Source organism: Ruegeria sp. CI8 (assembly GCF_056536865.1).
Map to the genome: position 1 here is coordinate 248,888 of NZ_JBQFQL010000001.1, position 24,065 is coordinate 272,952.

At 61.3% G+C, this 24,065-nt stretch carries 25 protein-coding genes; 13 read left to right on the forward strand and 12 right to left on the reverse strand.

Going from position 1 to position 24,065, the window contains the following annotated elements:
- Nucleotides 1–80 precede the first annotated feature (80 nt).
- Both clpA and gloB read right to left on the reverse strand, forming a co-directional pair.
- Entirely contained in the window at nucleotides 81–2,405 is a 2,325-nt protein-coding gene (gene clpA, locus ACR0DA_RS01185) for an ATP-dependent Clp protease ATP-binding subunit ClpA (protein WP_170357119.1), read from the reverse strand.
- Nucleotides 2,406–2,579: 174 nt separating this feature from the next.
- Complete coding sequence (gene gloB, locus ACR0DA_RS01190) at nucleotides 2,580–3,347, reverse strand: hydroxyacylglutathione hydrolase (protein WP_480752684.1); 768 nt, start codon at nucleotides 3,345–3,347, stop codon at nucleotides 2,580–2,582.
- Between the two features lie 61 nt (nucleotides 3,348–3,408).
- Here gloB and ACR0DA_RS01195 point away from each other — a divergent pair, with 61 nt between their 5' ends.
- The 7 genes from ACR0DA_RS01195 (at nucleotide 3,409) to ACR0DA_RS01225 (ending at nucleotide 9,780) form a co-directional block, all read left to right on the forward strand.
- A complete protein-coding gene (locus ACR0DA_RS01195) occupies nucleotides 3,409–4,143 on the forward strand; it encodes a class I SAM-dependent methyltransferase (RefSeq protein WP_170339950.1) in 735 nt (244 codons plus the stop codon).
- A gap of 312 nt (nucleotides 4,144–4,455) precedes the next feature.
- Nucleotides 4,456–5,016 carry a F0F1 ATP synthase subunit delta gene (locus ACR0DA_RS01200; RefSeq protein ID WP_480752685.1) on the forward strand — a complete coding sequence of 187 codons (561 nt, stop codon included), beginning with the start codon at nucleotides 4,456–4,458 and terminating at the stop codon, nucleotides 5,014–5,016.
- Nucleotides 5,017–6,555: a F0F1 ATP synthase subunit alpha gene (atpA, locus tag ACR0DA_RS01205; protein ID WP_480752686.1), complete on the forward strand. Its 1,539-nt coding sequence runs from the start codon at nucleotides 5,017–5,019 to the stop codon at nucleotides 6,553–6,555.
- 12 nt (nucleotides 6,556–6,567) lie between these two features.
- Entirely contained in the window at nucleotides 6,568–7,446 is an 879-nt protein-coding gene (locus tag ACR0DA_RS01210) for a F0F1 ATP synthase subunit gamma (protein WP_170357122.1), read from the forward strand.
- Between the two features lie 20 nt (nucleotides 7,447–7,466).
- Complete coding sequence (atpD, locus tag ACR0DA_RS01215; protein ID WP_170357123.1) at nucleotides 7,467–8,891, forward strand: F0F1 ATP synthase subunit beta; 1,425 nt, start codon at nucleotides 7,467–7,469, stop codon at nucleotides 8,889–8,891.
- 12 nt (nucleotides 8,892–8,903) lie between these two features.
- Nucleotides 8,904–9,314, forward strand: a complete 411-nt coding sequence (locus ACR0DA_RS01220; protein WP_170365421.1) for a F0F1 ATP synthase subunit epsilon — start codon at nucleotides 8,904–8,906, stop codon at nucleotides 9,312–9,314.
- Between the two features lie 115 nt (nucleotides 9,315–9,429).
- Nucleotides 9,430–9,780, forward strand: a complete 351-nt coding sequence (locus tag ACR0DA_RS01225; RefSeq protein WP_093964638.1) for an H-type lectin domain-containing protein — start codon at nucleotides 9,430–9,432, stop codon at nucleotides 9,778–9,780.
- A 32-nt stretch (nucleotides 9,781–9,812) separates the two neighbouring features.
- Here the strand turns inward: ACR0DA_RS01225 and rpiB are convergent, their stop codons facing one another.
- Together rpiB and ACR0DA_RS01235 are read right to left on the reverse strand one after the other, a co-directional pair.
- Complete coding sequence (rpiB, locus tag ACR0DA_RS01230) at nucleotides 9,813–10,253, reverse strand: ribose 5-phosphate isomerase B (protein ID WP_170420256.1); 441 nt, start codon at nucleotides 10,251–10,253, stop codon at nucleotides 9,813–9,815.
- A gap of 21 nt (nucleotides 10,254–10,274) precedes the next feature.
- On the reverse strand, nucleotides 10,275–11,294 hold the full coding sequence (locus ACR0DA_RS01235; protein ID WP_093964640.1) for a ribose-phosphate pyrophosphokinase: 1,020 nt from the start codon (nucleotides 11,292–11,294) through the stop codon (nucleotides 10,275–10,277).
- Between the two features lie 107 nt (nucleotides 11,295–11,401).
- On the opposite strand from ACR0DA_RS01235, the gene ACR0DA_RS01240 reads away from it, so the two are divergent.
- Entirely contained in the window at nucleotides 11,402–12,004 is a 603-nt protein-coding gene (locus ACR0DA_RS01240) for a 2-hydroxychromene-2-carboxylate isomerase (protein ID WP_170444569.1), read from the forward strand.
- Between the two features lie 62 nt (nucleotides 12,005–12,066).
- Entirely contained in the window at nucleotides 12,067–12,813 is a 747-nt protein-coding gene (locus tag ACR0DA_RS01245; protein ID WP_480752688.1) for an alpha/beta fold hydrolase, read from the forward strand.
- On the opposite strand, the gene ACR0DA_RS01250 is transcribed toward ACR0DA_RS01245, so the two are convergent.
- The 8 genes from ACR0DA_RS01250 to ACR0DA_RS01285 all read right to left on the reverse strand — a co-directional run bounded on the left by ACR0DA_RS01250 (nucleotide 12,810) and on the right by ACR0DA_RS01285 (nucleotide 20,046).
- The gene (locus tag ACR0DA_RS01250) at nucleotides 12,810–13,844 is read right to left on the reverse strand and encodes a threonine aldolase family protein (protein ID WP_480752690.1); all 1,035 of its coding nucleotides are present in this window, start codon (nucleotides 13,842–13,844) and stop codon (nucleotides 12,810–12,812) included. The two genes, ACR0DA_RS01245 and ACR0DA_RS01250, sit on opposite strands and share 4 nt — an antisense overlap.
- Nucleotides 13,844–14,317 (reverse strand): YcgN family cysteine cluster protein, encoded by a 474-nt coding sequence (locus ACR0DA_RS01255; protein ID WP_170340543.1) that lies wholly within the window; start codon nucleotides 14,315–14,317, stop codon nucleotides 13,844–13,846. Before ACR0DA_RS01255 ends, ACR0DA_RS01250 begins: the two co-directional genes overlap by 1 nt.
- Nucleotides 14,314–15,246: a bifunctional riboflavin kinase/FAD synthetase gene (locus ACR0DA_RS01260; RefSeq protein WP_480752692.1), complete on the reverse strand. Its 933-nt coding sequence runs from the start codon at nucleotides 15,244–15,246 to the stop codon at nucleotides 14,314–14,316. Before ACR0DA_RS01260 ends, ACR0DA_RS01255 begins: the two co-directional genes overlap by 4 nt.
- An 80-nt stretch (nucleotides 15,247–15,326) precedes the next feature.
- Complete coding sequence (locus ACR0DA_RS01265) at nucleotides 15,327–15,770, reverse strand: MaoC family dehydratase (protein WP_093964645.1); 444 nt, start codon at nucleotides 15,768–15,770, stop codon at nucleotides 15,327–15,329.
- Between the two features lie 101 nt (nucleotides 15,771–15,871).
- The gene (locus tag ACR0DA_RS01270; RefSeq protein WP_170357129.1) at nucleotides 15,872–16,747 is read right to left on the reverse strand and encodes a TIGR01459 family HAD-type hydrolase; all 876 of its coding nucleotides are present in this window, start codon (nucleotides 16,745–16,747) and stop codon (nucleotides 15,872–15,874) included.
- A gap of 84 nt (nucleotides 16,748–16,831) precedes the next feature.
- On the reverse strand, nucleotides 16,832–17,923 hold the full coding sequence (locus ACR0DA_RS01275; protein WP_480752693.1) for a DUF389 domain-containing protein: 1,092 nt from the start codon (nucleotides 17,921–17,923) through the stop codon (nucleotides 16,832–16,834).
- Between the two features lie 108 nt (nucleotides 17,924–18,031).
- Nucleotides 18,032–18,952, reverse strand: coding sequence for a manganese-dependent inorganic pyrophosphatase (locus ACR0DA_RS01280; protein WP_170357131.1), 921 nt, complete (start codon nucleotides 18,950–18,952; stop codon nucleotides 18,032–18,034).
- Nucleotides 18,953–19,062: 110 nt separating this feature from the next.
- The gene (locus tag ACR0DA_RS01285) at nucleotides 19,063–20,046 is read right to left on the reverse strand and encodes a TraB/GumN family protein (RefSeq protein WP_480752695.1); all 984 of its coding nucleotides are present in this window, start codon (nucleotides 20,044–20,046) and stop codon (nucleotides 19,063–19,065) included.
- Between the two features lie 115 nt (nucleotides 20,047–20,161).
- Between ACR0DA_RS01285 and ACR0DA_RS01290 the strand changes: the two genes are divergently transcribed.
- The 4 genes from ACR0DA_RS01290 to ACR0DA_RS01305 all read left to right on the forward strand — a co-directional run bounded on the left by ACR0DA_RS01290 (nucleotide 20,162) and on the right by ACR0DA_RS01305 (nucleotide 24,054).
- Nucleotides 20,162–20,836 (forward strand): DUF2161 domain-containing phosphodiesterase, encoded by a 675-nt coding sequence (locus ACR0DA_RS01290; protein ID WP_480752696.1) that lies wholly within the window; start codon nucleotides 20,162–20,164, stop codon nucleotides 20,834–20,836.
- A gap of 166 nt (nucleotides 20,837–21,002) precedes the next feature.
- Complete coding sequence (gene groES / locus ACR0DA_RS01295; protein ID WP_093964650.1) at nucleotides 21,003–21,290, forward strand: co-chaperone GroES; 288 nt, start codon at nucleotides 21,003–21,005, stop codon at nucleotides 21,288–21,290.
- Between the two features lie 57 nt (nucleotides 21,291–21,347).
- Nucleotides 21,348–22,991: a chaperonin GroEL gene (gene groL, locus ACR0DA_RS01300; protein ID WP_480752697.1), complete on the forward strand. Its 1,644-nt coding sequence runs from the start codon at nucleotides 21,348–21,350 to the stop codon at nucleotides 22,989–22,991.
- A 220-nt stretch (nucleotides 22,992–23,211) separates the two neighbouring features.
- Nucleotides 23,212–24,054, forward strand: coding sequence for a DMT family transporter (locus tag ACR0DA_RS01305; protein ID WP_170365444.1), 843 nt, complete (start codon nucleotides 23,212–23,214; stop codon nucleotides 24,052–24,054).
- Nucleotides 24,055–24,065: the final 11 nt, after the last annotated feature.

The window sequence follows — 24,065 nt, forward strand, 5'->3', positions numbered from 1 at the left end:
GGGAGAGGGGGCGGCCACTCACGAAATCGCCCGGCAGAACCGGCTGCCGGGCGACGAGATTTGTTTGATTGAACCGAGGTCTAGTCCGCGGTCAGCAGCGGCGGCTTGTCGCCCGAGATCCGCGGATTGTCGGGGCCGATAATCTCGAGATCCAGATCGCCTCTCTTGACCGAGACCCGCACAACACCGCCCTTGGCCAGCTTTCCGAACAGCAGTTCTTCGGCCAACGGTTTCTTGATGTGCTCCTGGATGACCCGGCCCAGAGGCCGTGCGCCCATCTTGTCGTCATAACCCTTGTCGGCCAGCCACTCGGCAGCTTTCGGGGTCAGGTCGATGGTAACGCCACGATCCAGCAACTGCGCCTCAAGCTGCAGGACGAACTTCTCGACCACCTGCAGGATGACCTCTTTCGGCAGCGGGGCGAACGAGATCACCGCGTCCAGACGGTTGCGGAATTCAGGGGTGAACATCCGTTCGATTGCGGCGGTATCTTCACCCTCACGCCGGTCGCGGGCAAAGCCGATAGCGGCCTTGGCCTGTTCCTGCGCGCCCGCGTTCGAGGTCATGATCAACACCACGTTGCGGAAGTTCACCGTCCGGCCGTTGTGATCGGTCAGCTCGCCGTGGTCCATCACCTGCAGCAGGATGTTGAACACATCCGGGTGCGCCTTCTCGATCTCGTCCAGCAGCAGCACGCAATGCGGGTGCTGGTCAACGCCGTCAGTCAGCAGTCCGCCCTGATCGAAGCCGACATAGCCCGGAGGCGCACCGATCAGACGGCTGACCGCGTGTTTCTCCATGTATTCCGACATGTCGAAGCGCAGCAGTTCCACGCCGAGTGTATCGGCCAGTTGCTTGGCGACCTCGGTTTTGCCCACACCGGTCGGGCCGGCGAACAGGTAGTTTCCGATCGGTTTTTCCGGCTCGCGCAGACCGGCCCGTGCCAGCTTGATTGCGCTGGACAGAGCCTCGATTGCCTGGTCCTGCCCGAACACCACCCGTTTCAACGAGTTCTCAAGGTCCTTCAGAACCTCGGCATCGTCCTTGGTGACATTCTTCGGCGGAATGCGCGCGATCTTGGCCACCACGGCCTCGATCTCCTTGACGCCGATGGTCTTGCGCCGCTTGCTTTCGGCCACAAGATGCTGGGCCGCACCGGCCTCGTCGATCACGTCGATCGCCTTATCAGGCAGTTTGCGGTCGTTGATGTAACGCGCAGACAGCTCGACCGCGGTCTTGATCGCGTCGGCGGTGTATTTGATGTCGTGATGCTCTTCGAAATAGGGCTTGAGACCGCGCAGGATCTTCACGCTGTCCTCGACCGAAGGCTCGTTCACGTCGATCTTCTGGAACCGACGCGACAGCGCGCGGTCCTTCTCGAAGTGCTGGCGGAACTCCTTGTAGGTGGTCGAACCCATGGTGCGCAGCTTGCCGCCCTGCAACGCAGGTTTCAGCAGGTTCGAGGCATCCATGGCGCCGCCCGAAGTTGCACCCGCACCGATCACGGTGTGAATCTCATCAATGAACAGCACGGCGTCTGGGTGATCCTCAAGCTCGGTCACCACGGCCTTGAGCCGCTCTTCGAAGTCGCCGCGATAGCGCGTGCCGGCCAGCAATGCGCCCATGTCCAGCGAATAGATGGTGGTGTTGGCCAGAACGTCTGGCGCGTCGCCTTGGACGATCTTATAGGCCAAGCCTTCGGCAATCGCCGTCTTGCCCACGCCCGGATCACCCACCAGCAGCGGGTTGTTCTTACGGCGGCGGCACAGAACCTGGATGCAGCGCTCGACCTCGTCGGCGCGACCGATCAGCGGATCGACGTCGCCGGCGCGGGATTTGGCGTTCAGGTCCACGCAATACTTGCCCAACGCGCTTTCCTTCTGGTCGGCGTCACCGGAGGCGTTCTGCGCTTCCTCTTCACCCTGATCGGCGCCGGTCACCGGACGATTTTCACCAAACGCCGGGTCTTTGGCGACGCCGTGGGCGATGAAATTCACCGCGTCATACCGCGTCATGTCCTGCTCTTGCAGGAAATATGCAGCGTTGCTTTCCCGTTCGGCAAAGATGGCCACCAGAACATTCGCCCCGGTCACCTCGGTCCGGCCCGAGCTTTGCACATGGATCGCAGCGCGCTGGATAACACGCTGGAACGCTGCTGTCGGTACGGCTTCGGACCCGTCGATGTCTGTCACCAGATTGGACAGATCCTCGTCGATGAACTCGACCAGAGAGCTGCGCAATTCGTCCAAATCCACGCTGCACGCTTTCATGACACGCACCGCATCGGGTTCTTCCAGCAGCGCCAGCAACAGATGCTCCAGCGTTGCGAATTCGTGACGCCGTTCGTTTGCAGCCGCCAGGGCCGCGTGAATGGCTTGTTCCAGTGTGCTCGAGAATGAAGGCACGCGGGTGCTCCTCTGTATTGGGCCGGAAGGGGTTCGAGTATTGGCCGGATCCCCATCCCAACCATGACCTCATACTATTAGAGTTTGGTTGATCATGGCGCGGCTTCAAGGGTTTTCTTTCACTTGACAGTCACATTTAACGTGACCGTGGCCGTGAAGAAGACCAATTAGGCATCAGAAGCGGTCTTTTCTACCCCGGATCTCGGCAAAAACGGCGACCGGGTCAGCCCCCACCATTCCAAGCTGTGCCTGAATCTTGGGATCAGTCGCGCGCAGGAACGGATTGGTCGCCTTTTCCACGCCCAGATTTGACGGCACGGTCGCGCGACCCTTTGCCCGTGCCTGATCGATCTCATGCACCCGTTGCTGCAGCGCTGTGTTGTCAGGATCAACGGTTACCGCAAATCGTGCGTTTGACTGGGTGTATTCGTGACCCGAGCAGACCGACGTCTCGTCGGGCAAAGCAGCGAGTTTCGAAAGCGAGGTCCACATTTGCGCTGCGTCTCCTTCGAACAAGCGGCCGCATCCCAGCGCCATCAGGCTGTCGGCCGTGAACACCACCGCGCTTTTGGGCATGTAATATGCCACATGTCCCACCGTATGCCCCGAGACATCCAGAACCTCGACGGGTTCGCCCCCAATCTCGAACCGGTCACCGTCAGCCACCTGTTTGTCGAGGGGAGGAAGTCGGTGAGCGTCGGCCGCCGCACCAATCACCTGTGCTGGGTGCTGCTCGAGGATGCCCGGCAAGCCGTCGACGTGATCCCAGTGGTGATGGGTCAGAAGGACATGGCTCAGGCGCCAGCCGCGTGCGGTCAATTCGGCCAGAATGGGTCCGGCCTCCGGAGCGTCGACCAGGGCTGTCTGTCCGCTTGCATGGTCATGTGCCAGAAAAGCATAGTTGTCGCTGAGACAGGGGATGGTGACGATCTCAAGAGGCATGGCCTTTTGCCCTTTCGTTGCTAGACTGCGCTCAGCTAAGCCGATCGATCGGGTATCTGCAATGCATCTTGATGTGCAGGATCTTAGGAACTTCTACTACCGCAGCACGCTGGGGCGTGCAGCGCAGGCTGCCATTCGTGGCCGGCTGATCGAACTGTGGCCCGAGGCCAAGGGCCAGACGGTGGCCGGATTCGGATTTGCGGTGCCTCTGTTGCGCCCTTATCTTGCGGACGCGCGGCGTGTCATCGGCCTGATGCCCGGACCGCAAGGGGTGATGCCTTGGCCCGCCGGTATGCAGAACGTATCGGTGCTGACCGAGGAAACCCGGTGGCCGATCGAAACCGGTCATGTGGACAAGCTGGTGGTCATGCACGGGCTCGAGACCTCGGAACGGCCTAGTCAACTTCTTGAAGAATGCTGGCGTGTTCTGGGGCCGGGCGGCCGGGCGGTGTTTGTCGTTCCCAATCGGGCCGGGCTTTGGTCCCGAACGGACCGCACGCCCTTTGGCTACGGACATCCGTATTCGGCAACCCAGTTGGAAAACCAGCTGCGCGCACATCATTTCGTGCCCGAGATGCACTGTTCCGCGCTTTACTTGCCGCCCTCGTTCCGGCGGTTCTGGCTGCGCTCGGGTGGGTTGATCGAAAAGACAGGGCAACGGATCCCGACCATCATGGCCGGTGGTGTTCTGATGGTCGAAGCCAGCAAGCTGGTGCGGCCGCCAAGCGGCAGCGTGACCAAGGATGCCGAAAAACGCCCCATCAAAGCGCTGGACGGATTGCTGAAGCCGGCGTGAACCGGCGCGCATCCACAAGCGCGGGATTCCCGGAAACATGAGGGAAAAAGGCCACAGGAATCGCTAAAACAGGCAACTTGGTAACATTTTTCACGCCGGCGAATGGGTTCAAACCGTCGCAGTTTCCGTAACCAATTGAAAAGAAAGATTTTGTGGATAAAGCTGAGCCCGGCATAACATATTGCTAGGTGGCTTAGGCTCTGCTACATCCCCGGTGATTTTGATCCCCGCCCTTTCAGGACGGGGTTTCCTCACGCCCCCGGTTCAGCTGCCACACGCGAAATCGGGGCCTAAAATATCGGAAGGGTGGACGTGTCCGAACCAGCTTCGATTTCCACGGGCATAGCCAAACGCTATGCAACGGCGATCTTCGAGATCGCAAAAGAGAACAAGGACCTTGCAGGTCTGGAAACCGGCATCAATGACCTTTCGGCTGCATTGAGTGAAAGCGCGGACCTGCGCGAGGTGATCTTTTCGCCGCTGATCTCCCGGGCCGACCAGCAGGCGGCCATCACCGCCGTGGCCGACAAGATGGGCCTGCACCCGATCATGCGCAACACGCTGGCTCTGATGGCGCAGAAGCGCCGTCTGTTCGTGCTGCCGCAGCTGATCAAGGTTCTGCGCGAAATGCTGGCTGACGAGCGCGGCGAAGTGACTGCCGAAGTTGCCTCGGCCAAGGCGCTGACCAAGACCCAGCTGGAAAAACTGTCCAAGACACTGTCCGAGCGCGTGGGCAAGGACGTGACCATCAATGCGACCGTCGATGAAAGCCTCATCGGTGGTCTTGTCGTCAAAGTGGGCTCGCAGATGATCGACAGTTCGATCCGCTCCAAGCTCAACTCCCTACAGAATGCAATGAAAGAGGTCGGATAAATGGGTATCCAAGCCGCAGAGATTTCTGCAATCCTGAAAGACCAGATCAAGAATTTTGGTCAAGAAGCAGAGGTGGCCGAAATCGGCCGCGTGCTGAGCGTCGGTGACGGTATTGCCCGTGTTTACGGCCTGGACAATGTGCAGGCGGGTGAGATGGTCGAGTTCCCCGGCGGCATCATGGGCATGGCGCTGAACCTCGAAGCCGACAACGTCGGTGTCGTGATCTTCGGCTCGGACCGTGACATCAAGGAAGGTGACACCGTCAAGCGCACCAACTCGATCGTGGACGTTCCGGTTGGTGACGAACTGCTGGGCCGCGTTGTTGACGGTCTGGGCAACCCGCTGGATGGCAAGGGCCCGATCAATGCCAAGCAGCGCGGCGTCGCAGACGTTAAGGCGCCGGGCATCATCCCGCGTAAGTCGGTGCACGAGCCGATGGCGACCGGCCTTAAGTCGGTTGACGCGATGATCCCGATCGGCCGTGGCCAGCGTGAGCTGATCATCGGCGACCGTCAGACCGGCAAGACCGCAGTGGCTCTGGACACCATCCTGAACCAGAAGGTCTACAACGAAGCCGCTGGCGACGATGAAACGAAGAAGCTGTACTGCGTCTACGTGGCCATCGGCCAGAAGCGTTCGACCGTTGCCCAGCTGGTGAAGAAACTGGAAGAATCCGGCGCCATCGAATACTCGATCGTCGTGGCCGCAACCGCGTCCGACCCGGCGCCGATGCAGTTCCTGGCACCTTATGCCGCAACCGCGATGGCCGAATACTTCCGCGACAACGGCCGCCACGCTCTGATCATCTATGATGACCTGTCCAAGCAGGCCGTCGCCTATCGTCAGATGTCGCTGCTGCTGCGCCGTCCGCCGGGCCGCGAAGCCTATCCGGGTGACGTTTTCTACCTGCACTCGCGCCTGCTGGAGCGTTCGGCCAAGCTGAACGAAGATTTCGGCGCCGGTTCGCTGACCGCCCTGCCGGTCATCGAAACCCAGGGCGGCGACGTGTCGGCCTTTATTCCGACCAACGTGATCTCGATCACCGACGGCCAGATCTTCCTGGAAACCGAGCTGTTCTACCAGGGTATCCGCCCCGCCGTGAACACCGGTCTGTCGGTTTCGCGTGTGGGTTCGTCGGCTCAGACCAACGCGATGAAGTCGGTCGCCGGTCCGGTGAAACTGGAACTGGCTCAGTACCGTGAAATGGCTGCATTCGCGCAGTTCGGTTCGGACCTCGACGCCGCAACCCAGCAGCTGCTGAACCGCGGTGCGCGTCTGACCGAGCTGATGAAGCAGCCGCAGTACTCGCCGCTGACCAACGCGGAAATCGTCTGTGTGATCTTCGCTGGCACCAACGGCTATCTCGACAAGATCGACGTTTCGGACGTTGGCCGCTACGAAGCGGGTCTGCTGGCGCATCTGCGCGGCAAGCATGCCGATCTGCTGCAGTGGATCACCGACGAAGATCCCAAGATCAAGGGCGAGGCTGCCGATAAGATCAAGGCTGCGCTGGACGAATACGCCGCAACCTTCGCTTAAGGAGACGCGGCGATGCCAAGTCTAAAGGACCTTAAAAACAGGATCGAGTCGGTCAAATCGACCCGCAAGATCACCAAGGCCATGCAGATGGTCGCGGCTGCAAAACTGCGCCGCGCCCAGGAATCTGCCGAAGCCTCGCGCCCCTATGCCGAGCGGTTCAATGCCGTGATGGCGGGGCTGGCAGCATCGGTCGGGGGCAGCGACAGCGCCCCCAAGCTGCTCCGTGGTACGGGCAGTGATGATGTCCATCTGCTGGTTGTGATGACAGCTGAACGCGGCCTGTGTGGCGGCTTCAACTCGAACATCGCCAAGCTGGCCCGCCAAAAGGCGGAAGAGCTGCGCCTCAAAGGCAAGACGGTCAAGGTTCTGACCGTCGGCAAGAAAGGCCGCGACGCGCTCAAGCGTGATCTGGGCGATCTGTTCGTCGGTCATGTCGACCTGAGCGAAGTAAAACGCATTGGTTACACCAACGCGCAGGACATCGCGAAGGACATCCTGTCCCGCTTTGACGGGGGTGAGTTCGATGTTGCCACGATCTTCTACTCGAAGTTCGTCAACGTTGTGACCCAGATTCCGACGGCACAGCAGGTCATCCCCGCCTCGTTCGAAGACGAAGCCACGGGTGACGACAGCGGTGCCATCTTCGACTACGAGCCCAGCGAAGAGGCCATCCTGGCCGACCTGCTGCCCAAGGGGGTCGCGACAGCGATCTTCTCGGCTCTGCTCGAAAACGGTGCGTCTGAACAGGGTGCGCGGATGTCCGCGATGGACAACGCGACACGCAATGCGGGCGAGATGATCGACAAGCTGACGATCCAGTTCAACCGCTCGCGTCAGGCCGTGATCACCAACGAGCTGATTGAAATTATTTCCGGCGCCGAAGCGCTGTAGAGACAAACCGGAGACGAAACATGGCGAATGCAAAAGGCAAAGTCACACAGATCATCGGGGCCGTCGTCGACGTGCACTTCGAAGATCAGCTGCCTGAAATTCTGAACGCGCTGGAAACTACCAACAATGGCAAGCGCCTGGTGTTGGAAGTTGCTCAGCACCTGGGTGAAAACACCGTCCGTACCATCGCGATGGACGCGACCGAAGGTCTGGTCCGCGGCGAAGCCGTGACTGACACCGGCGCACCGATCTCGGTTCCGGTTGGCAACGCCACCCTGGGCCGCATCCTGAACGTGGTCGGTGAACCGATCGACGAAAAAGGTCCGGTTGAAGCGTCTGAGGCCCGCGCGATCCACCAGCCCGCGCCGACCTTCGACGAACAATCGACCGAGTCGGAAGTTTTGGTCACCGGCATCAAGGTGGTTGACCTGCTGGCGCCCTACGCCAAAGGCGGCAAGATCGGCCTGTTCGGCGGTGCCGGCGTGGGCAAGACCGTTCTGATCATGGAACTGATCAACAACATCGCAAAAGTGCACTCGGGCTTCTCGGTGTTCGCAGGTGTCGGTGAACGGACCCGTGAAGGCAACGACCTGTACCACGAGATGATCGAATCGAACGTCATCAAGCCCGACAACCTGTCGGAAAGCCAGGTGGCCCTGGTCTACGGCCAGATGAACGAGCCTCCGGGGGCGCGTGCCCGTGTTGCTCTGACCGGCCTGACCCTGGCCGAGCAGTTCCGCGACCAGTCCGGTACCGACGTTCTGTTCTTCGTCGACAACATCTTCCGCTTCACGCAGGCGGGCTCCGAGGTGTCGGCTCTGCTGGGTCGTATTCCTTCGGCGGTGGGCTACCAGCCGACGCTGGCCACCGACATGGGCGCCCTGCAGGAACGCATCACTTCGACCAAGAAGGGCTCGATCACCTCGGTGCAGGCGATCTACGTGCCTGCGGACGACCTGACCGACCCCGCGCCGGCAACCTCGTTCGCCCACCTGGACGCAACCACCGTTCTGAACCGTGCGATTTCGGAAAAGGGTATCTACCCGGCCGTGGACCCGCTCGACTCGACCTCGCGTCTGCTTGACCCCGCCATCGTCGGCGAGCGTCACTACAAGGTTGCGACCGACGTTCAGCAGATCCTCCAGCGCTACAAGTCGCTGCAGGACATCATCGCCATCCTCGGCATGGACGAACTGTCGGAAGAGGACAAGCTGACCGTGGCCCGCGCCCGCAAGATCGAGCGCTTCCTGTCGCAGCCGTTCGACGTGGCCGAAGTCTTCACCGGTTCGCCGGGTGTGCAGGTTCCGCTGGAAGTCACCATCGACTCGTTCGAGCGTGTCGTGGCCGGCGAATTCGACCACCTGCCCGAAGCGGCCTTCCTGATGGTTGGTGGCATCGACGAAGTGATCGCCAAAGCCGAGAAGATGGCCGCAGCTGCTGCCTAAGGAGTATCCCCGATGGCAAACACGATGCAATTCGACCTCGTCAGCCCGGAGCGGAGCCTTGCTTCGCTTCAGGCCAGCGCGGTCCAGATTCCCGGTGCGGACGGGGACATGACGGCGATGCCCGATCATGCCCCCACCATTACCACGCTGCGTCCGGGCATCCTGAAGGTCGAAGCGCCCGAAGGGACCAGCGAATACCTGGTCACCGGCGGGTTTGCCCAGATCAACGGAGATGCCCTGTCGGTGCTGGCTGAAAAGGCCATCCCGGTTGACGAAGTGACCCGCACCCATCTGGACGAGCTGATTGCCGAGGCGCGCGCCTCACACGAGGCGGCTAAGGAAAACGGCGAACAGACCATTGTCGACGAGGCAGCCAAGCTGCTGGCCGACATGGAAGCGCTGGGAACCCACATGAGCCTGTAACGGCTGATGCACTGTCAGAATTGGAAACGGCCCTGCTGCTGCGGGGCCGTTTTTTTGTCGTGATTTCGCCGAAAGGTCAGGATAAGTTGCGGAAATTCATAGGAATTGATGCGCAATGAAGAAATTCTTGACCCACCCCATCGGAATTGACCGAGGTGAAGAGGTTCTGTTCTCGGAATTCGCAGATGGTGGAGACATGTGGACGGGCGAGGGGCCGCGGGAACGACGCCGGCCCGTCACCTTCAGCCAACCCTTCCGCACCCCGCCCGTCGTGCAGATTGGAGTATCCTTGTGGGATGTCGATACCTCATCGGCCTTACGCGCCGAGCTGCTGTCCGAGAATGTTACAACCACGGGCTTTGATGCGGTATTTCGGACGTGGTCGGACACCCGTATCGCCCGGATCCGTGTGGCGTGGACCGCGATCGGGGAAGTTGCCCACGAGGACGACTGGGACATCTCCTGACCCGCCGGTCCCAGCGGGCGCTCCGTAATGATTTAGGGTTCGATCATTGCCACGCGTTTCGCGTGCCGGCCGCCTTCGAATTCGGTGCTCAGAAAGGCATCGACAATATCCAGCGCCAATCCAGTGCCAACAACACGCGCACCGATCGACAGCATGTTGGCGTCATTGTGCTGGCGGATCATGCGGGCGGAGAACGTATCCGAACACACGCCGCAGCGGATGCCGGGAACCTTGTTTGCAGCCATCATGATACCTTGCCCCGTGCCGCACAGAACAATGCCCAATTGGCACTCGCCCGAGACGACGGCCTCGGCGGCGGCTTGGCCGTGCTTGGGGTAATCGGTGCTTTCGGGGCTGTCAGGGCCGAGATCCATAACGTCCCAGCCTTGTGCCGCTGCAAAAGCGGCAACTTCCTTGCGCAGGTCGATGGCAGCGTGATCGCTGGAAAGAACCAGACGTTTGTTGGCGGTCATGGGAATGGCCTTCCGGTTTCTTCAGTCTGTGTGGTACAGGGATTCGTAGATCGGGATCAGGGTCTTGTCTTCGAACAGCGACGACACTGATGTGCCCTGCCAGATGTTCAGAATGGCCTGTGTGAAGATCGGGGCCGTCGGCACCGTGCGGATATTCTTGGCCTTCTTGATGTCTTCGGTCGGCATGATCGTGTCGGTCAAAACAAGCGATTTCATCACCGAGTTCGAGACGCGTTCAACAGCCGGGCCGCTCATGACGCCATGGGTGATGTACGAGTGAACCTCGCGTGCGCCGTTGTCTATCAGCACCTGCGCCGCCTTGCACAGCGTACCGGCCGTGTCGCATATGTCGTCGACGATCAGGCAGATCTTGTCCTTCACGTCGCCGATCACGGTCATCTCGGCCACTTCCCCGGCTTTTTCACGCCGTTTGTCGACGATCGACAGAGGAGCGCTGATCCGCTTGGCCAGCTCGCGGGCACGAGCCACACCGCCGACGTCCGGCGAAACCACCATCAGATCGTCCATCTGGTCGCGGAACTGGTCCTTGACGTCCAGCGCAAAGATCGGAGAGGCATACAGGTTGTCGACCGGCATGTCGAAAAACCCTTGGATCTGTGCCGCATGCAGGTCCATCGTCAGGATGCGTTCGATCCCGGCACCGGTCAGCATGTTGGCCACAAGCTTGGCGCTGATCGGGGTGCGCGCCTTGGTGCGGCGATCCTGGCGGGCATATCCGAAATAGGGGATAACCGCGGTGATCCGCGCCGCCGACGATCGGCGCAGCGCATCGGCGATGATCAGTAGCTCCATCAGGTTGTCATTGGCCGGGTTCGAGGTGGGCTGGATGATGAACATGTCCTCGCCGCGGACGTTCTCGAAAACCTCGACAAAGATCTCGCCATCGTTGAACCGTTCGACACGCGCATCGACCAGACGCTGGTTGACGCCGCGGTGCAGGCTCATGCGGCGCGCGATGGTTTCGGCAAGCGGAAGGTTTGCGTTCCCAGCAATAAGCTTGGGTTCGTGATGTGTCGGCATCGGCTGAGGTCCCCGGGCAGCAGTGGCAATGTGACAGATTCGTGATGTTGACACCGCTTAGCATGGCCTTACGGTTCCGCAAAGATAACTGGGTGGAGAAAGTGCACATGGCCGACATTGACTACTTTTTTGCGACACTGTCGCCCTATTCCTACCTCGCCGGGCTGCGGCTGGAGGAGATCGCGGCCAAGCACGGCGCAACCATCGCCTACAAGCCGGTCGACATCATTGCGCTGTTCGGGCGCACCGGCGGCGTGCCCCCCAAAGACCGCCACCCGTCGCGCATCGAATACCGGGCGCAGGAACTGGTGCGTCAGGCCAAGAAGACGGGCCTGCCGTTCAACCTGCAACCTGCACATTGGCCGACCAACGCGGCGCCGTCCTCATACGCCATCATCGCGGCCATTCAGGATGGGTCGGGTGATGTGGGAAAACTCTGCCATTCTTTTCTGCGCGCCTGCTGGGCCGAGGACAAGGACATCGCGCAGGACGACGTGATCCGCGACTGTCTGGCCGGGGCGGGCTTTGATCCGGCGCTGGCCGACAGCGGACTGCTGGTCGGGGCCGAGACCTATGCGGCCAACCTCGAAGAGGCGGTGGACCGCGGCGTGTTCGGCGCGCCTTTCTATATCACGCAGGACGATCAGCGGTTCTGGGGGCAGGACCGGCTTGTGGATCTGGACGAGCATCTGGCCACGCTCAAAGCCTGACCGTGGCCAAGGCCGTGCTGCCGCCCGTCCACGTTCGCACTCTTGGGGCGGGTGCCCGAAAGGTGCTAGCGCTGCATTGCACGATCGCGCATTCCGGTGCGTGGTCCGGTCTGGCCGTTGCCTTGGGCGATCAGGCAACGCTGATCGCACCCGACATGCTGTCGCACGGACGCAGTCCGGATTGGGACGGGCAGGGGGATTTCTTCGACCTCACCACAGCTTTGTCGCGGGCGCAGTTGAGCGAACCGATGGACGTGATCGGGCACAGTTTCGGCGCGATGGTCGCCCTGCGGCTGGCCATCGAATACCCGGACCGTGTGCGCAGCGCCGTTCTGATCGAACCGGTGTTCTTCGCGGTCGCCCACCAGGACGCACCAGCGCTTGCGACGCGGCACGCGGCCGAATCCCAGCCATACAAGGCTGCCCTTGCCGAAGGCGACGCGCCCCGGGCCGCCCGCCTGTTCAACCGCATGTGGGGCACGACCGACCGCAGCCCGCGCTGGCCGGACCTGCCGGAGCGGACCCGAAATGCGATGATCCGGGGCGTCGGCGTGGTCGGCGCGGTCGAGGGGCCGCTGTTCCGCGACACCTCCGACCTGCTGGCCCCGACGGCCATGGCACGGGCCGAAATGCCGATCCTGCTGCTGCATGGATCGGCCTCGCACCCGATCATGGCCGTGGTCAATGCCGGGCTCTGCGCCCGCTTGCCCAATGCGCGGCAGAGCGTTGTCGAGGGGGCAGGGCACATGCTGCCCATCTCGCACCCAGGCGAGACGGCAGCGCAGATCGGCGCATTCTGGAGAGCTTAAAGCAGCGCGAGGAACCGGTCGATTTCTTCGGTCGGAGTCGACCAGTCGCAGACGAACCGGCAGGCCAGCATCTCGTCCTCGTCCGGGCCGTCCAGTGGGTCGCCCCACAGGTGATAGACGGCACCGGCCGTGTGCAGGCGCCTGTGCAGGCTGCGAGGAAAGCTGGCAAAGATGATGTTGGCTTGGGGTTCATGCAGGAACTGCGCACCCGCAGACCGCAGCCCATCGGCCAGACGCGCGCAATTGGCGTTGGCCTTACGGGCCGAGCGCAGCCACAGATCATCGCGCAGATAGGCCGCCATCTGGGCCGACAGATACCGGTGCTTGGAAAACAGATGCGCCCCGCGCTTGCGGCGCAACTCGAACTCCCAGGCCTTGCTTTCGTCGAAGAAGATCACCGCTTCGACCCCCATCAGCCCGTTCTTGGTGCCGCCAAAGCTTACCGCATCCACGCCCGCCTTCCACGTCATCTCGGCCGGGGAACAATTCAGCGCCACCAGCGCATTGGTGAACCGCGCGCCATCCATGTGGACGGGCAGGCCGAACTCCTTGGCGACCCCGCACAGGGCCCGCAGTTCGGTCAGCGAATAGACCGAGCCCCGCTCGGTCACCTGCGTGATCGACACCGGACCGCGTTGGGGCCCATGCACGCCGCGTGTCTCTTCGGCGGCGATGGTGCGGCGCAGTGCATCCGGCTGCATCTTGTCGCCGCCCGGAACCAGCGTCAGCTTGGCGCCGGTGTAGAATTCGGGCGCGTTGCACTCGTCCTCATGAATATGCGCGACGGGCGAGCAGAATACGGTCTCCCACGGCTGCGACAGGGTCGCCAGAGCCAGCGAGTTTGCCGCCGTTCCGGTCGCCACCAGATAGACCGCCGCCCCGGGTGCCTCGAAGATGCCCCGGATCCGGTCGCGAACTTCGTTCATCAGGTCATCGGCGCCATAGGCCATCTGATAGCCCTGATTGGCCTCGGCCAGCGCGGTTAGAACCTCGGGGTGGACGGGCCCGGAATTGTCAGAGGCGAAATGCATCAGGTTGGCTCCTCGATAATGTAGTCTTCCCACTCTTCCTCGGGCGTCTCGAATTCGGACACGGTAAGCCCTTGAACCGAAACGCCGGCGGCGTGGACGCTGTCGGGCGACCCTGACAGCAACGGGTGCCAATCGTACAGGGGCTTGCCCTCCCACAACAGGCGGTAGGCGCAGGTCTGAGGCAACCAGTAGGCGTGTTCGTGAATGTTGTCCGGGCGCATGACGATGCATTCCGGTACGAATTGGTGGCGGATGTCATACTGGGTGCAGCGGCAGGTCGCGTCATCCAGCAGCCGGCAGGCGACACGGGTCAGGGCAACTTCGCCACTGTCCTCGTCTTCAAGCTTGTTCAGGCAGCATTTGCCGCAGCCGTCGCACAGGGCTTCCCATTCGCGCGGGTTCATCTTCTGCAGGGGTTTGCGCTCCCAGAAACGCGGGGCCAGCCCGGCGCGGTCGATCGGATCCTTGCTCATGTCGCGGCCAGGATCTTGCGCGCGCGATCGCAGTCTTCGGTCATCTGGGCGATCAGAGCATCGAGGCCGTCAAAGGTCATCTCGGGGCGCAGGAATTCGACCAGACCTACCGAGAGGGTCGCCCCATAAAGATCGCCGGAGAAGTCGAACAGGAAGGTTTCGATATTCGGCACCTCGCCATGGAACATCGGCCGCACCCCGACCGAGGCCGCACCGTGATAGCTGCCGGCATGTGGGCCATCCAGCACGTCGACCAGAACCGCGTAGACGCCGAATTTTGGGGGGTGGATTCCTTCGATCGACATATTGGCCGTGGGAAAGCCCAATTCGCGGCCGCGCTGTTCGCCGCCGATAACCTCGCCTTCGATCCGGTGCCAGTGGCCCAGCATGGCCGCCGCGTCCCGCGGGCGGCCGTCGCTCAGGGCTTGCCGGATCGCGGTGGACGAGACCACGTGATCGGACTGCTGCATCAATGGGGCGATGGTGACACCGAACCCCATCTGCTGGCCGAACTGAACCATGTCCTGCGCCGTGCCGCTGCGGCCTTTGCCGAAACAGAAATCGGCCCCGATCACCACATGGGCCAGACCCAAGCCTCGGCAGATCACGTTGCGGGCGAATTCCTCGGGCGTCAGCCCGGCGAGCGCGGCGTTGAACGGCAGTTCGTAGAGTTTCTGTACGCCCAACTTCTCCAGCCGGTGCGCGCGCGCATTGCCCCGCATCAGACGAAAGGGCGGCGCGTCCGGGGCGAAATATTCGCGCGGGTGCGGCTCGAAGGTCAGAACGCCCAAGGGCGCATCGGGGCATGCCTTCCGGGCCAGATCTATCACCGACTGGTGGCCAATATGAACGCCGTCGAAATTCCCGATCGCGGCGCTGGCGCCGCGGTCTTCTGGGTCTACAAACTGGAAATCCCGGATGATCTGCATGGGGCTTGCCTAGCGGGACTGTCCGCCGGGTTCAAGCGGCAGTTCCAGACCAGCGCCCAGCAGGGCGTCAAAACCTGCCGTCAGTCGAATTTCCGTGATGGAGCCAAAACCATCGCCTCGCCAACCAAAACCTTCTTGCCGTCTACTGCGCAATGGCAATCCAGCTTGACCCGGCGCTTGGCGAAGTCGATGTCGATCACCTTGACTTCGGCATAGACCATGTCGCCGGGGCGGACCGGTGCAAGGAATTTGAGCGACTGGCCCATGTAGACGGTACCATGGCCCGGAAGCTGTTCACCGATCACGGCCGAGATCAGACCAGCTGTCAGCATCCCGTGGGCGATGCGCCCCTCGAAAATCGTATCGCGGGCATAGTCGTCATCCAGATGCACCGGGTTCCGGTCGGTCGAGACCTGGGCGAACATCTCGATGTCTTCGTCCGTCACCACTTTGCGCAGGTAGCGGGTCATGCCCATTTCGATGTCTTCGATACAGATCGTTCCGCGTGGAAGATTGTCCAACATGTTGCCCTCACTATGCATCGGCCCGGCAACAAAAAATCACCAAAGACCTAAGATTGGCAACTTTATTACTTCGCAACTGCAGAAAATCAAGCGTTTTCTGCCTAGCGCAGACGACCGATTGTGTAGGTTGGGTTGATGTTTTCCTTGGAAATATAATCGCTTAAAGCATTCGGATCCGGCTGGTGCGACGTTTTTGTTTCCGATGCGGCCAGACCGCCGCTGATGAACAAGGAATCAATTCCCTCTCCCATGCCGCCGGCTATGTCGGTATGCGGACCGTCGCCGATGGCCAGAATCTCGTCATCCGGCACGTCCGTTCCCAGCGCATGCAGGCGACGCCGGGCCAGATCATAAATGGGCGGGTGTGGTTTGCCGAAATACAGGCTCTCGCCGCCCATTTCGGAATAAAGCTTGGCCAGCGCACCGGCGCACCATTCCCGAACTTCGCCCCGATCGACGACGATATCGGGATTGGCGCACAGCAGCTTCAGGCCTTTCTGCTTGGCATACAGGAAGTCCGGCCGATTCACGGCCGGATCGGCCATCGGGTCGAACGGGCCACAGCAGACGATCCCCTCGGCCTGGTCTAGCGGCACGCGCTCGATGTGGATCGGGTGTTCCAGGATTTTCAGCGGCTCGAAGAACCCAGCGTCGCGCTCCCACTCACCCATGAAATAGACTTTTTCGCCCACGGCACCACGGAACATCGCGGACCGGGCCGAGTCACCACTGGTCGCGATGGTGTCGTAGCAGTCCGCGGGAACGTTGAACTGTTTCAACTGCTCGGCAACCCCGGCACGCGGCTTCGGAGAGTTCGTCACCAACACCACCTTGCCGCCCCGGTCGCGATAGGCCTTCAACGCGGCAACAGCTTCGGGGTAGGCGGTGATGCCGTTGTGGACGCAGCCCCACAGATCCACGAACAGCGCCTTGTAACGGTCGGAAATCTGGTCAAGCGCGGAGATGATCTGGGTCATGCGGGCCTCGGGCTGTTGAAACGGCGTTGCGCCACCTATGGCAAAGCTGGCCCCGCTTGACCAGAGGTAGCCGGGTGCTGGCCGTCATTCCTCGTCGCTCAACTTTTCGACATCCGGGGCCTGTTGCACGGTTTCGGTGCCAAGAATGACCTGCGCGCCGATGCGGGTCTGGTACCGGATGACGGCGAGATAGCCGGGGCCAAGTTCATCCTGCAGAACGTCCACCAGTGACGTTTCCCGTAGGCTCTCGGGCAACAGCCCGGCAACGGACGAGACCTTGAATTGCGCCTCGGGCGGCAGATCTACGATCACCCAGACCTCGGCCCGTTTGCGCTTGGCATTCACGTCGATGCGGATGATCTCGACCGATACCGGGTCCGCCCAGTCGCGGATCGCTTGCGCAACCTCGGCCTCGGTACGGGTTTCCAGGTAACGGTTGTAGGTCGATTTTCCCAACTGGACCACGACGAGGGCCAGGAACGCCATGGTTATGACCACACCGGCAGTAAAGTTGAGCTTGCGCCGGCCCTTGCCGAATGCAACCGACCTTGCGGCATAGACGATATAGACCGCGCAGGCCGACAGAACGATCGCGCCAAGGTTGGTCGCGAACAAAAGACCCGCCTCGTAGGCGTCGGCGGGTTCCCCGAAATACAGCAGGATCCCGGACGCGGATAATGGCGGAACCAGAGACACGCCGATGGCGGCGCCGGGCAGCAGGCTCAGTTCGGCCTTGTTGATCTGAACGTATGCGCCGGCCACGCCGGCCGCGAGCGCCACGATCAGATCTTCGGTCCCCGGGTCGGTGCGGGCCAAGACCTGATCGGGGATCAGGATGCCGCGCGGGACATCGGCAAGATAAACCAGGATCCAGGCCATCATAACGCACAGAACCGCCGCAATGCAGACCGTCAGGGTCAGAACGAAAGCGCGTTTCAGCCAGCCCATGACCATCGCGGCCGCAATGCCCAGAATGGGTGTCATCAGCGGCGCGACCAGCATCGCGGCAATGACCACGGCGCCAGAGTTGCGCAGCAGTCCCATGGTTGCGATCATCACCGAAAGGGTCAGCAGCATGGCAAAGCGCCGCCAATAGGCAAGCCTGTCGCCGCCTTCGAACAGCAGAATGCTGCGTGTCGTGCTGTATTTCCGTGTGACCACCGTGTCCAGATCCACCCTGTCCCTGCGTCTAGCCTAGCAACGATTTGCCATCCGGCAAACCTTTCGACGCGCAAATAAAAAAGGCGCCCGGTGAGGGCGCCTTTCGCTGAACTGTGAGCGGGATCAGACCTTGAGGTTCGGAATGATCTGCTTCTTGCGGCTCATGATGCCCGGCAGAACAACCGTGTCGCCGGACACCGAAGCGCCAAAGCTTTTCTCGGCAACCGATTTGACCAGGTCGTTCGGCACCAACAGGGTGGCCTCTTCGTTTAGGATGTCGACGACGAACAGCAGCACCTGGTCCACACTGTCTTCCTTGGCCACCTCGACCATCGACTGGGCCAAGCTATCCTTGCGGTCAAGCACCACGCCCGGCGCGGTGGTTTCCAGAACGGACACGCGGAACTTGGTACCGTCGACCTCGTATTCCTTGCTGTCCATGCGGATCAGTTCGGCGTCCGAGAAAGACGATACGTCCGATTTCGCGGCGAACATGTCGGCAGCATAGGCCGAAACATCCAGCCCCAGCTCGGCGGCCAGCTTCTCGGCTACTTCGCGGTCATGCGCGGTGGTCGTGGGCGAGCGGAACTCCAGCGTGTCCGACAGGATGCAGGTCAGGGCCGCGCCCTTGACAGCCTCGGGCATCTTGGCGGCGTCGTCGCCCATCAGGTCGATCATGATGGTCGCCGTGCAGGCCAGCGGGCGCACGGTGATGTCGATCGGGCCTTTGGTCTCCAGCCCGCCGACCAGCTTGTGGTGGTCGATGATGGCGCGGATGTCGGCGTTGTTGATATTGGCCGGCAATTCGGCCGGGTTGTTTGTGTCAACGATGACGACGGGCGCATCGGTCTCGACATCCTCGATGATGCGCGGCTTGGGCAGGTCCCAGCGCTGCAGCATGAAGGCAGCTTCGGTGTTGGGTTCGCCCAGCAGGACGGCCTCGGCCTTTTCGCCTTTGACTTCGTTCAGATACCAGGCCCACAGGATCGGCGATCCGGTCGAGTCGGTGTCGGGAGATTTGTGGCCAAATACTTGGGTGGTCATGTCTGTTTCCTGCACATAAGGAGTTTGCGCGCCTTATAGGGTGGTCCATTGGCGTTGTCACCCGGCAGAAACAAGGCTGCGACGGTTGGTCTGACAGAAGCGCTGACCGCTCAGAACTGTGCGCGGCTCAGTTGATATCCGGCGCGTTCCAGCTGTTGCAGAAGTCCATGGTCTCCACCCAGATGACCGGCACCAACCGCGATCACCGCCGCCTGGTTTTCGATGGTCAGGATCGTTTCCATCCAGTTATCGTTGCGTTGAACCAGAAGCTGGTCCTCGAATGCGGCCCATTCCTGTGCAAACACGTCAGGCGCCAGGCCCGAAGCCTCGCGCCCATATATCTTTGCGAATTGCAGGATTTCTGCGTGCTTCTCCTCGAAATATGCGCTGGCCATCGTCACCATGTGGTCATCGCCGGCGTCAAAGGCATCGACCATGCGCACCAAAGACTGCACCTGCTCTTCAAGCGTGTGGCTGTCGAAGATCGCAATCAGGTCGTCGATCTGTTCCAGAGAATATTGCGGTTTGCCCTCAGCTTCGGCCAGTTCGGTCAGGCGCGCATCCATTCCCCGGTCTGCATCTGGCACCTGGAGCATGCAGGGTGGCATACCCAGCATCATCGACAGGAACCAGGGGCGCAGTTTCGCGGCCATCCAACCGGGAATGCCGCGTGCCGAAAGCGCCTTGGAAATCACGGCCCAGTCCTCTTCGCTCATCAGATCGATCAGAGTTGGTCCCGAGTTGATCAGGACCGGGCTGAAATCCTTGGCCAGGTCTTGTTCGAAAGCGGACATGTCGGATTGGGTGATCTCGAAGTAAAACGCGTCGGCCTCGCTCAACATTGGCGCCAACCGCTCCACCACCGGGCCCATTCGCGGATCGTTGACGTGCAATGTGCCGATCAGATGCAAAACAGTGTTGTCTTTCTGTGCAATCCAGTGATTGCCTTCGGGATATGCCATCTGACTGGTCGCCGCGTTCAATTCGGCCCGGGCCTCAGGCGTCATGTCTTGCCGCAAATCGCGCCCGTCACAGGCGGCATTGGCCACCATTGGATGCAGAGCAGCAAGTAGGGCAAAAAGAAACACGCGCATCGAGACCATTCCGATTGTGGCTGAAAGAACTGAGGAACAGATAGCCACGCCCGCCGACCGCGCGCAAGCCGTGTATCCGTATGGCGTTTCTCTGAAAAAACCATAGCATGGCGTCATGAACCGCGAACAGGATCTTTATCCTCCGATCAAGGCGCTATTGCAGCGGCAAGGGTACACCGTGAAAGGAGAGGTCGGCGCCGCCGACATCGTGGCCGTCAAGCCCGGTTGTGATCCAGTGATCGTTGAATTGAAGCTGAGATTTTCGCTGGCCTTGTTCCATCAGGCCGTGACCCGGTTGAAGGTATCGGATCAGGTCTATGTGGCCGTCTGCAAGCCCACCGGCCGGTCGGCGCGCAGGGCGCTGCGGGACAACCTGTCCCTGTGTCGCCGGTTGGGGTTGGGTTTGATCACCGTTCGTGCGGATGGACGGGTCGAAGTCCATTGTGACCCCGGCCCCTATGCGCCGCGAAAGAACAAGGCCAAAGCTGCGCGATTGTTGCGCGAGTTCGAGCGGTTGGAAGGGGATCCGAACTCGGGTGGGGCAACCCGGCACGGAATCGTCACTGCCTATCGGCAGGATGCCCTGAAATGTGCCGCGCATCTGGCCGAACACGGGGCGACCAAGGGCGCTGAGGTCGCCAGTGCCACGGGCGTTGCGGCCGCGACGCGCCTCATGCGCGAAAACCATTATGGCTGGTTTGAAAAGGTGGCAAAGGGCGTCTATGAACTGTCGCCTTCCGGGTCCGAAGGTCTGAAGCACTGGGCTTACAGCTGGGAAGACCGGACCTGACCAGGCCGGCCTCAGGCTGCGCGCGAAAAAAATTCATCACCGATTGTTGACTCGCCGGAAATCACCCCCTAGCTATGCGTCGTTAGCACTCGACCAAGCTGAGTGCTAACGCCCCGCAAGACCGCGGGGGGAGGAAAACAACCTTTGAGCCCAAGGAGCTGCAAAGATGGCATTGAAACCGCTTCATGACCGCGTGCTGGTTCGCCGTACCGAAAGCGAAGAGAAAACCGCAGGCGGCCTGATCATTCCCGACAGCGCAAAAGAAAAGCCCAGCGAAGGCGAAGTCGTTGCAACCGGCGAAGGCGCGCGGAAAGACAGCGGCGAACTGATCGCGATGGCTGTGAAGCCCGGCGACAAGATCCTGTTCGGCAAATGGTCCGGCACCGAGGTCCACGTCGACGGCGAAGAGCTGCTGATGATGAAAGAAAGCGACATCATGGGGATCATCGAGTAACGCGCATGCGCTTGCTCTGATCTTCATTTCAAACACATTTCTCGAGGAGAAAAAGACATGTCTGCAAAGGACGTCAAGTTCGACACCGATGCCCGCAACCGCATGCTGAAGGGTGTGAACATCCTGGCGGATGCTGTGAAGGTGACGCTCGGCCCCAAAGGCCGCAACGTGGTTCTGGACAAATCCTTCGGCGCGCCGCGCATCACCAAAGACGGTGTTTCGGTCGCCAAGGAAATCGAACTGGAAGACAAGTTCGAGAACATGGGCGCGCAAATGGTGAAAGAAGTCGCCAGCCGCACCAATGACGAAGCCGGTGACGGCACCACCACCGCGACCGTTCTGGCTCAGGCCATCGTCAAGGAAGGCCTCAAGCAGGTTGCTGCCGGCCTGAACCCGATGGACCTGAAGCGCGGCATCGACATGGCAACCGCCAAAGTCGTCGAAGAAATCAAGAACGCTGCCCGCGAAGTCAAAGACAGCGACGAAGTCGCGCAGGTTGGTACCATCTCGGCTAACGGCGAAGCTGAAATCGGCCGCCAGATCGCAGACGCGATGCAGAAGGTTGGCAACGAAGGCGTCATCACCGTCGAAGAGAACAAAGGTCTGGAAACCGAGACCGACGTCGTCGAAGGTATGCAGTTCGACCGTGGCTACCTGTCGCCCTACTTCGTCACCAACGCTGACAAGATGGTCGCCGAGCTGGAAGACTGCATGATCCTGCTGCACGAGAAGAAACTCTCGTCGCTGCAGCCGATGGTTCCGCTGCTCGAGCAGGTGATCCAGTCGCAGAAGCCGCTGCTGATCATCGCCGAGGACGTTGAAGGCGAAGCGCTGGCAACTCTGGTTGTCAACAAGCTGCGCGGTGGTCTGAAGATCGCTGCCGTCAAGGCTCCGGGCTTCGGCGATCGCCGCAAGGCAATGCTGCAGGACATCGCAATCCTGACCGGCGGTCAGGTCATCAGCGAAGACCTGGGCATGAAGCTGGAAAACGTCACCATGGACATGCTTGGCACCGCCAAGAAAGTGTCGATCACCAAGGACGAAACCACCATCGTCGACGGTGCTGGCGAGAAGGTCGAGATCGAAGCACGCGTTGCCCAGATCCGTACCCAGATCGAAGAAACCACCAGCGACTACGACCGTGAGAAGCTGCAAGAGCGCGTTGCCAAACTGGCAGGCGGTGTTGCCGTTATCCGCGTCGGTGGCATGACCGAAGTTGAAGTGAAAGAGCGCAAGGACCGTGTGGACGACGCTCTGAACGCAACGCGCGCCGCCGTTCAGGAAGGTGTCGTCGTGGGTGGCGGTGTTGCCCTGGTTCAGGCCGGCAAGGCTCTGGCCGATCTGAAAGGTGTCAACGCCGATCAGGACGCCGGTATCAACATCGTTCGCAAGGCCATCGAAGCGCCGCTGCGTCAGATTGCTGAAAACGCAGGTGTCGACGGTGCCGTCGTTGCCGGCAAGGTGCGCGAGTCCTCGGATACCGCCTTCGGCTTCAACGCTCAGACCGAAGAATATGGCGACATGTTCAAGTTCGGCGTGATTGACCCGGCCAAAGTGGTGCGTACCGCTCTGGAAGACGCAGCCTCGGTTGCCGGTCTGCTGATCACCACCGAAGCCATGGTTGCCGACAAGCCCGCCAAAGAAGGTGCAGGCGCCGGTGCTGGCATGCCCGACATGGGCGGCATGGGCGGCATGATGTAAGACTGTCCGGGTTCGCGTCAGCGAATTCAGGCAACCCGCAAGGGAAAGTCTTACCGAAAATTTCAGCGGGGTCGCCTTCGGGCGGCCCCGTTTTGATTTTTTCAGTGATCCGCGGTGTTTCGGCCGGCGCTGCTTGCAATTCTGGGGATCGCCGCAGCCGGTCACGCGGAAGCGCAGGAAAGCGGGTGTCCATTGCGTGCGGACACGGTATTGGTGAGGCATGCAGCTGTTTCTTCTGACCGCCCTGACAATGTGTGCCTTTGCGGCCAATTCCATCCTGAACCGGTTGGCCGTGGAGAGCGGAGCCAGCGACCCGGCGAGTTTTGCCGTTGTTCGTGTGCTCTGTGGTGCGCTCGTTCTTTGCGCTTTGGTCGTGTCGCGGGGTGGCACCCTGCGGGTGTTCGACAGGCGCCGGGTGATCGGAGCAGGGTCCTTGTCGCTGTACATGGTCGGGTTTTCGGTGGCCTATCTGTCACTTGATGCGGGATTGGGCGCCTTGATCCTGTTTGCGGTGGTCCAGATCTCGATGTTTCTGGCCGGCACCCTGACGGGGGCGATCCCGACTTTTCGACAGGTGGCGGGGGCAGCAATTGCAATGGCCGGATTGGCCTGGGTTCTGTGGCCAGGCGCTGAGGCACGTGTTGACCCGACAGGGGCAGCCTTGATGGCCGCCGCAGGGGTCGGGTGGGCTGCGTATTCGATTGCTGGTCGGTCCGAGCCCGATGCGCTGGCGGGAACGGCCTCGAACTTTGTGGTGGCCCTGCCGGTGACCGCTGGCATTTTGATCGCCGGCGCTCCGGCGTGGAACTTGACCTGGGCGGGTTTGGGGCTGGCGGCCGTATCTGGCGGCGTAACCTCGGGGTTGGGGTACGCCCTGTGGTATCGCCTGCTGCCCCAGCTGGCGCCTGCGGTTGCAGCCGTAGTGCAGCTGAGCGTCCCGGTGATTGCGATCATTGCAGGTGTGGCGCTGCTCGGCGAGCAACTGAGCCTGCGGCTGATGGCAGGGGCAGGGTTGGTTGTGGGCGGTATTGCATTGGCAGTTATGCGCGTGAGGCGGCGCTAGGTCTTTCCTCT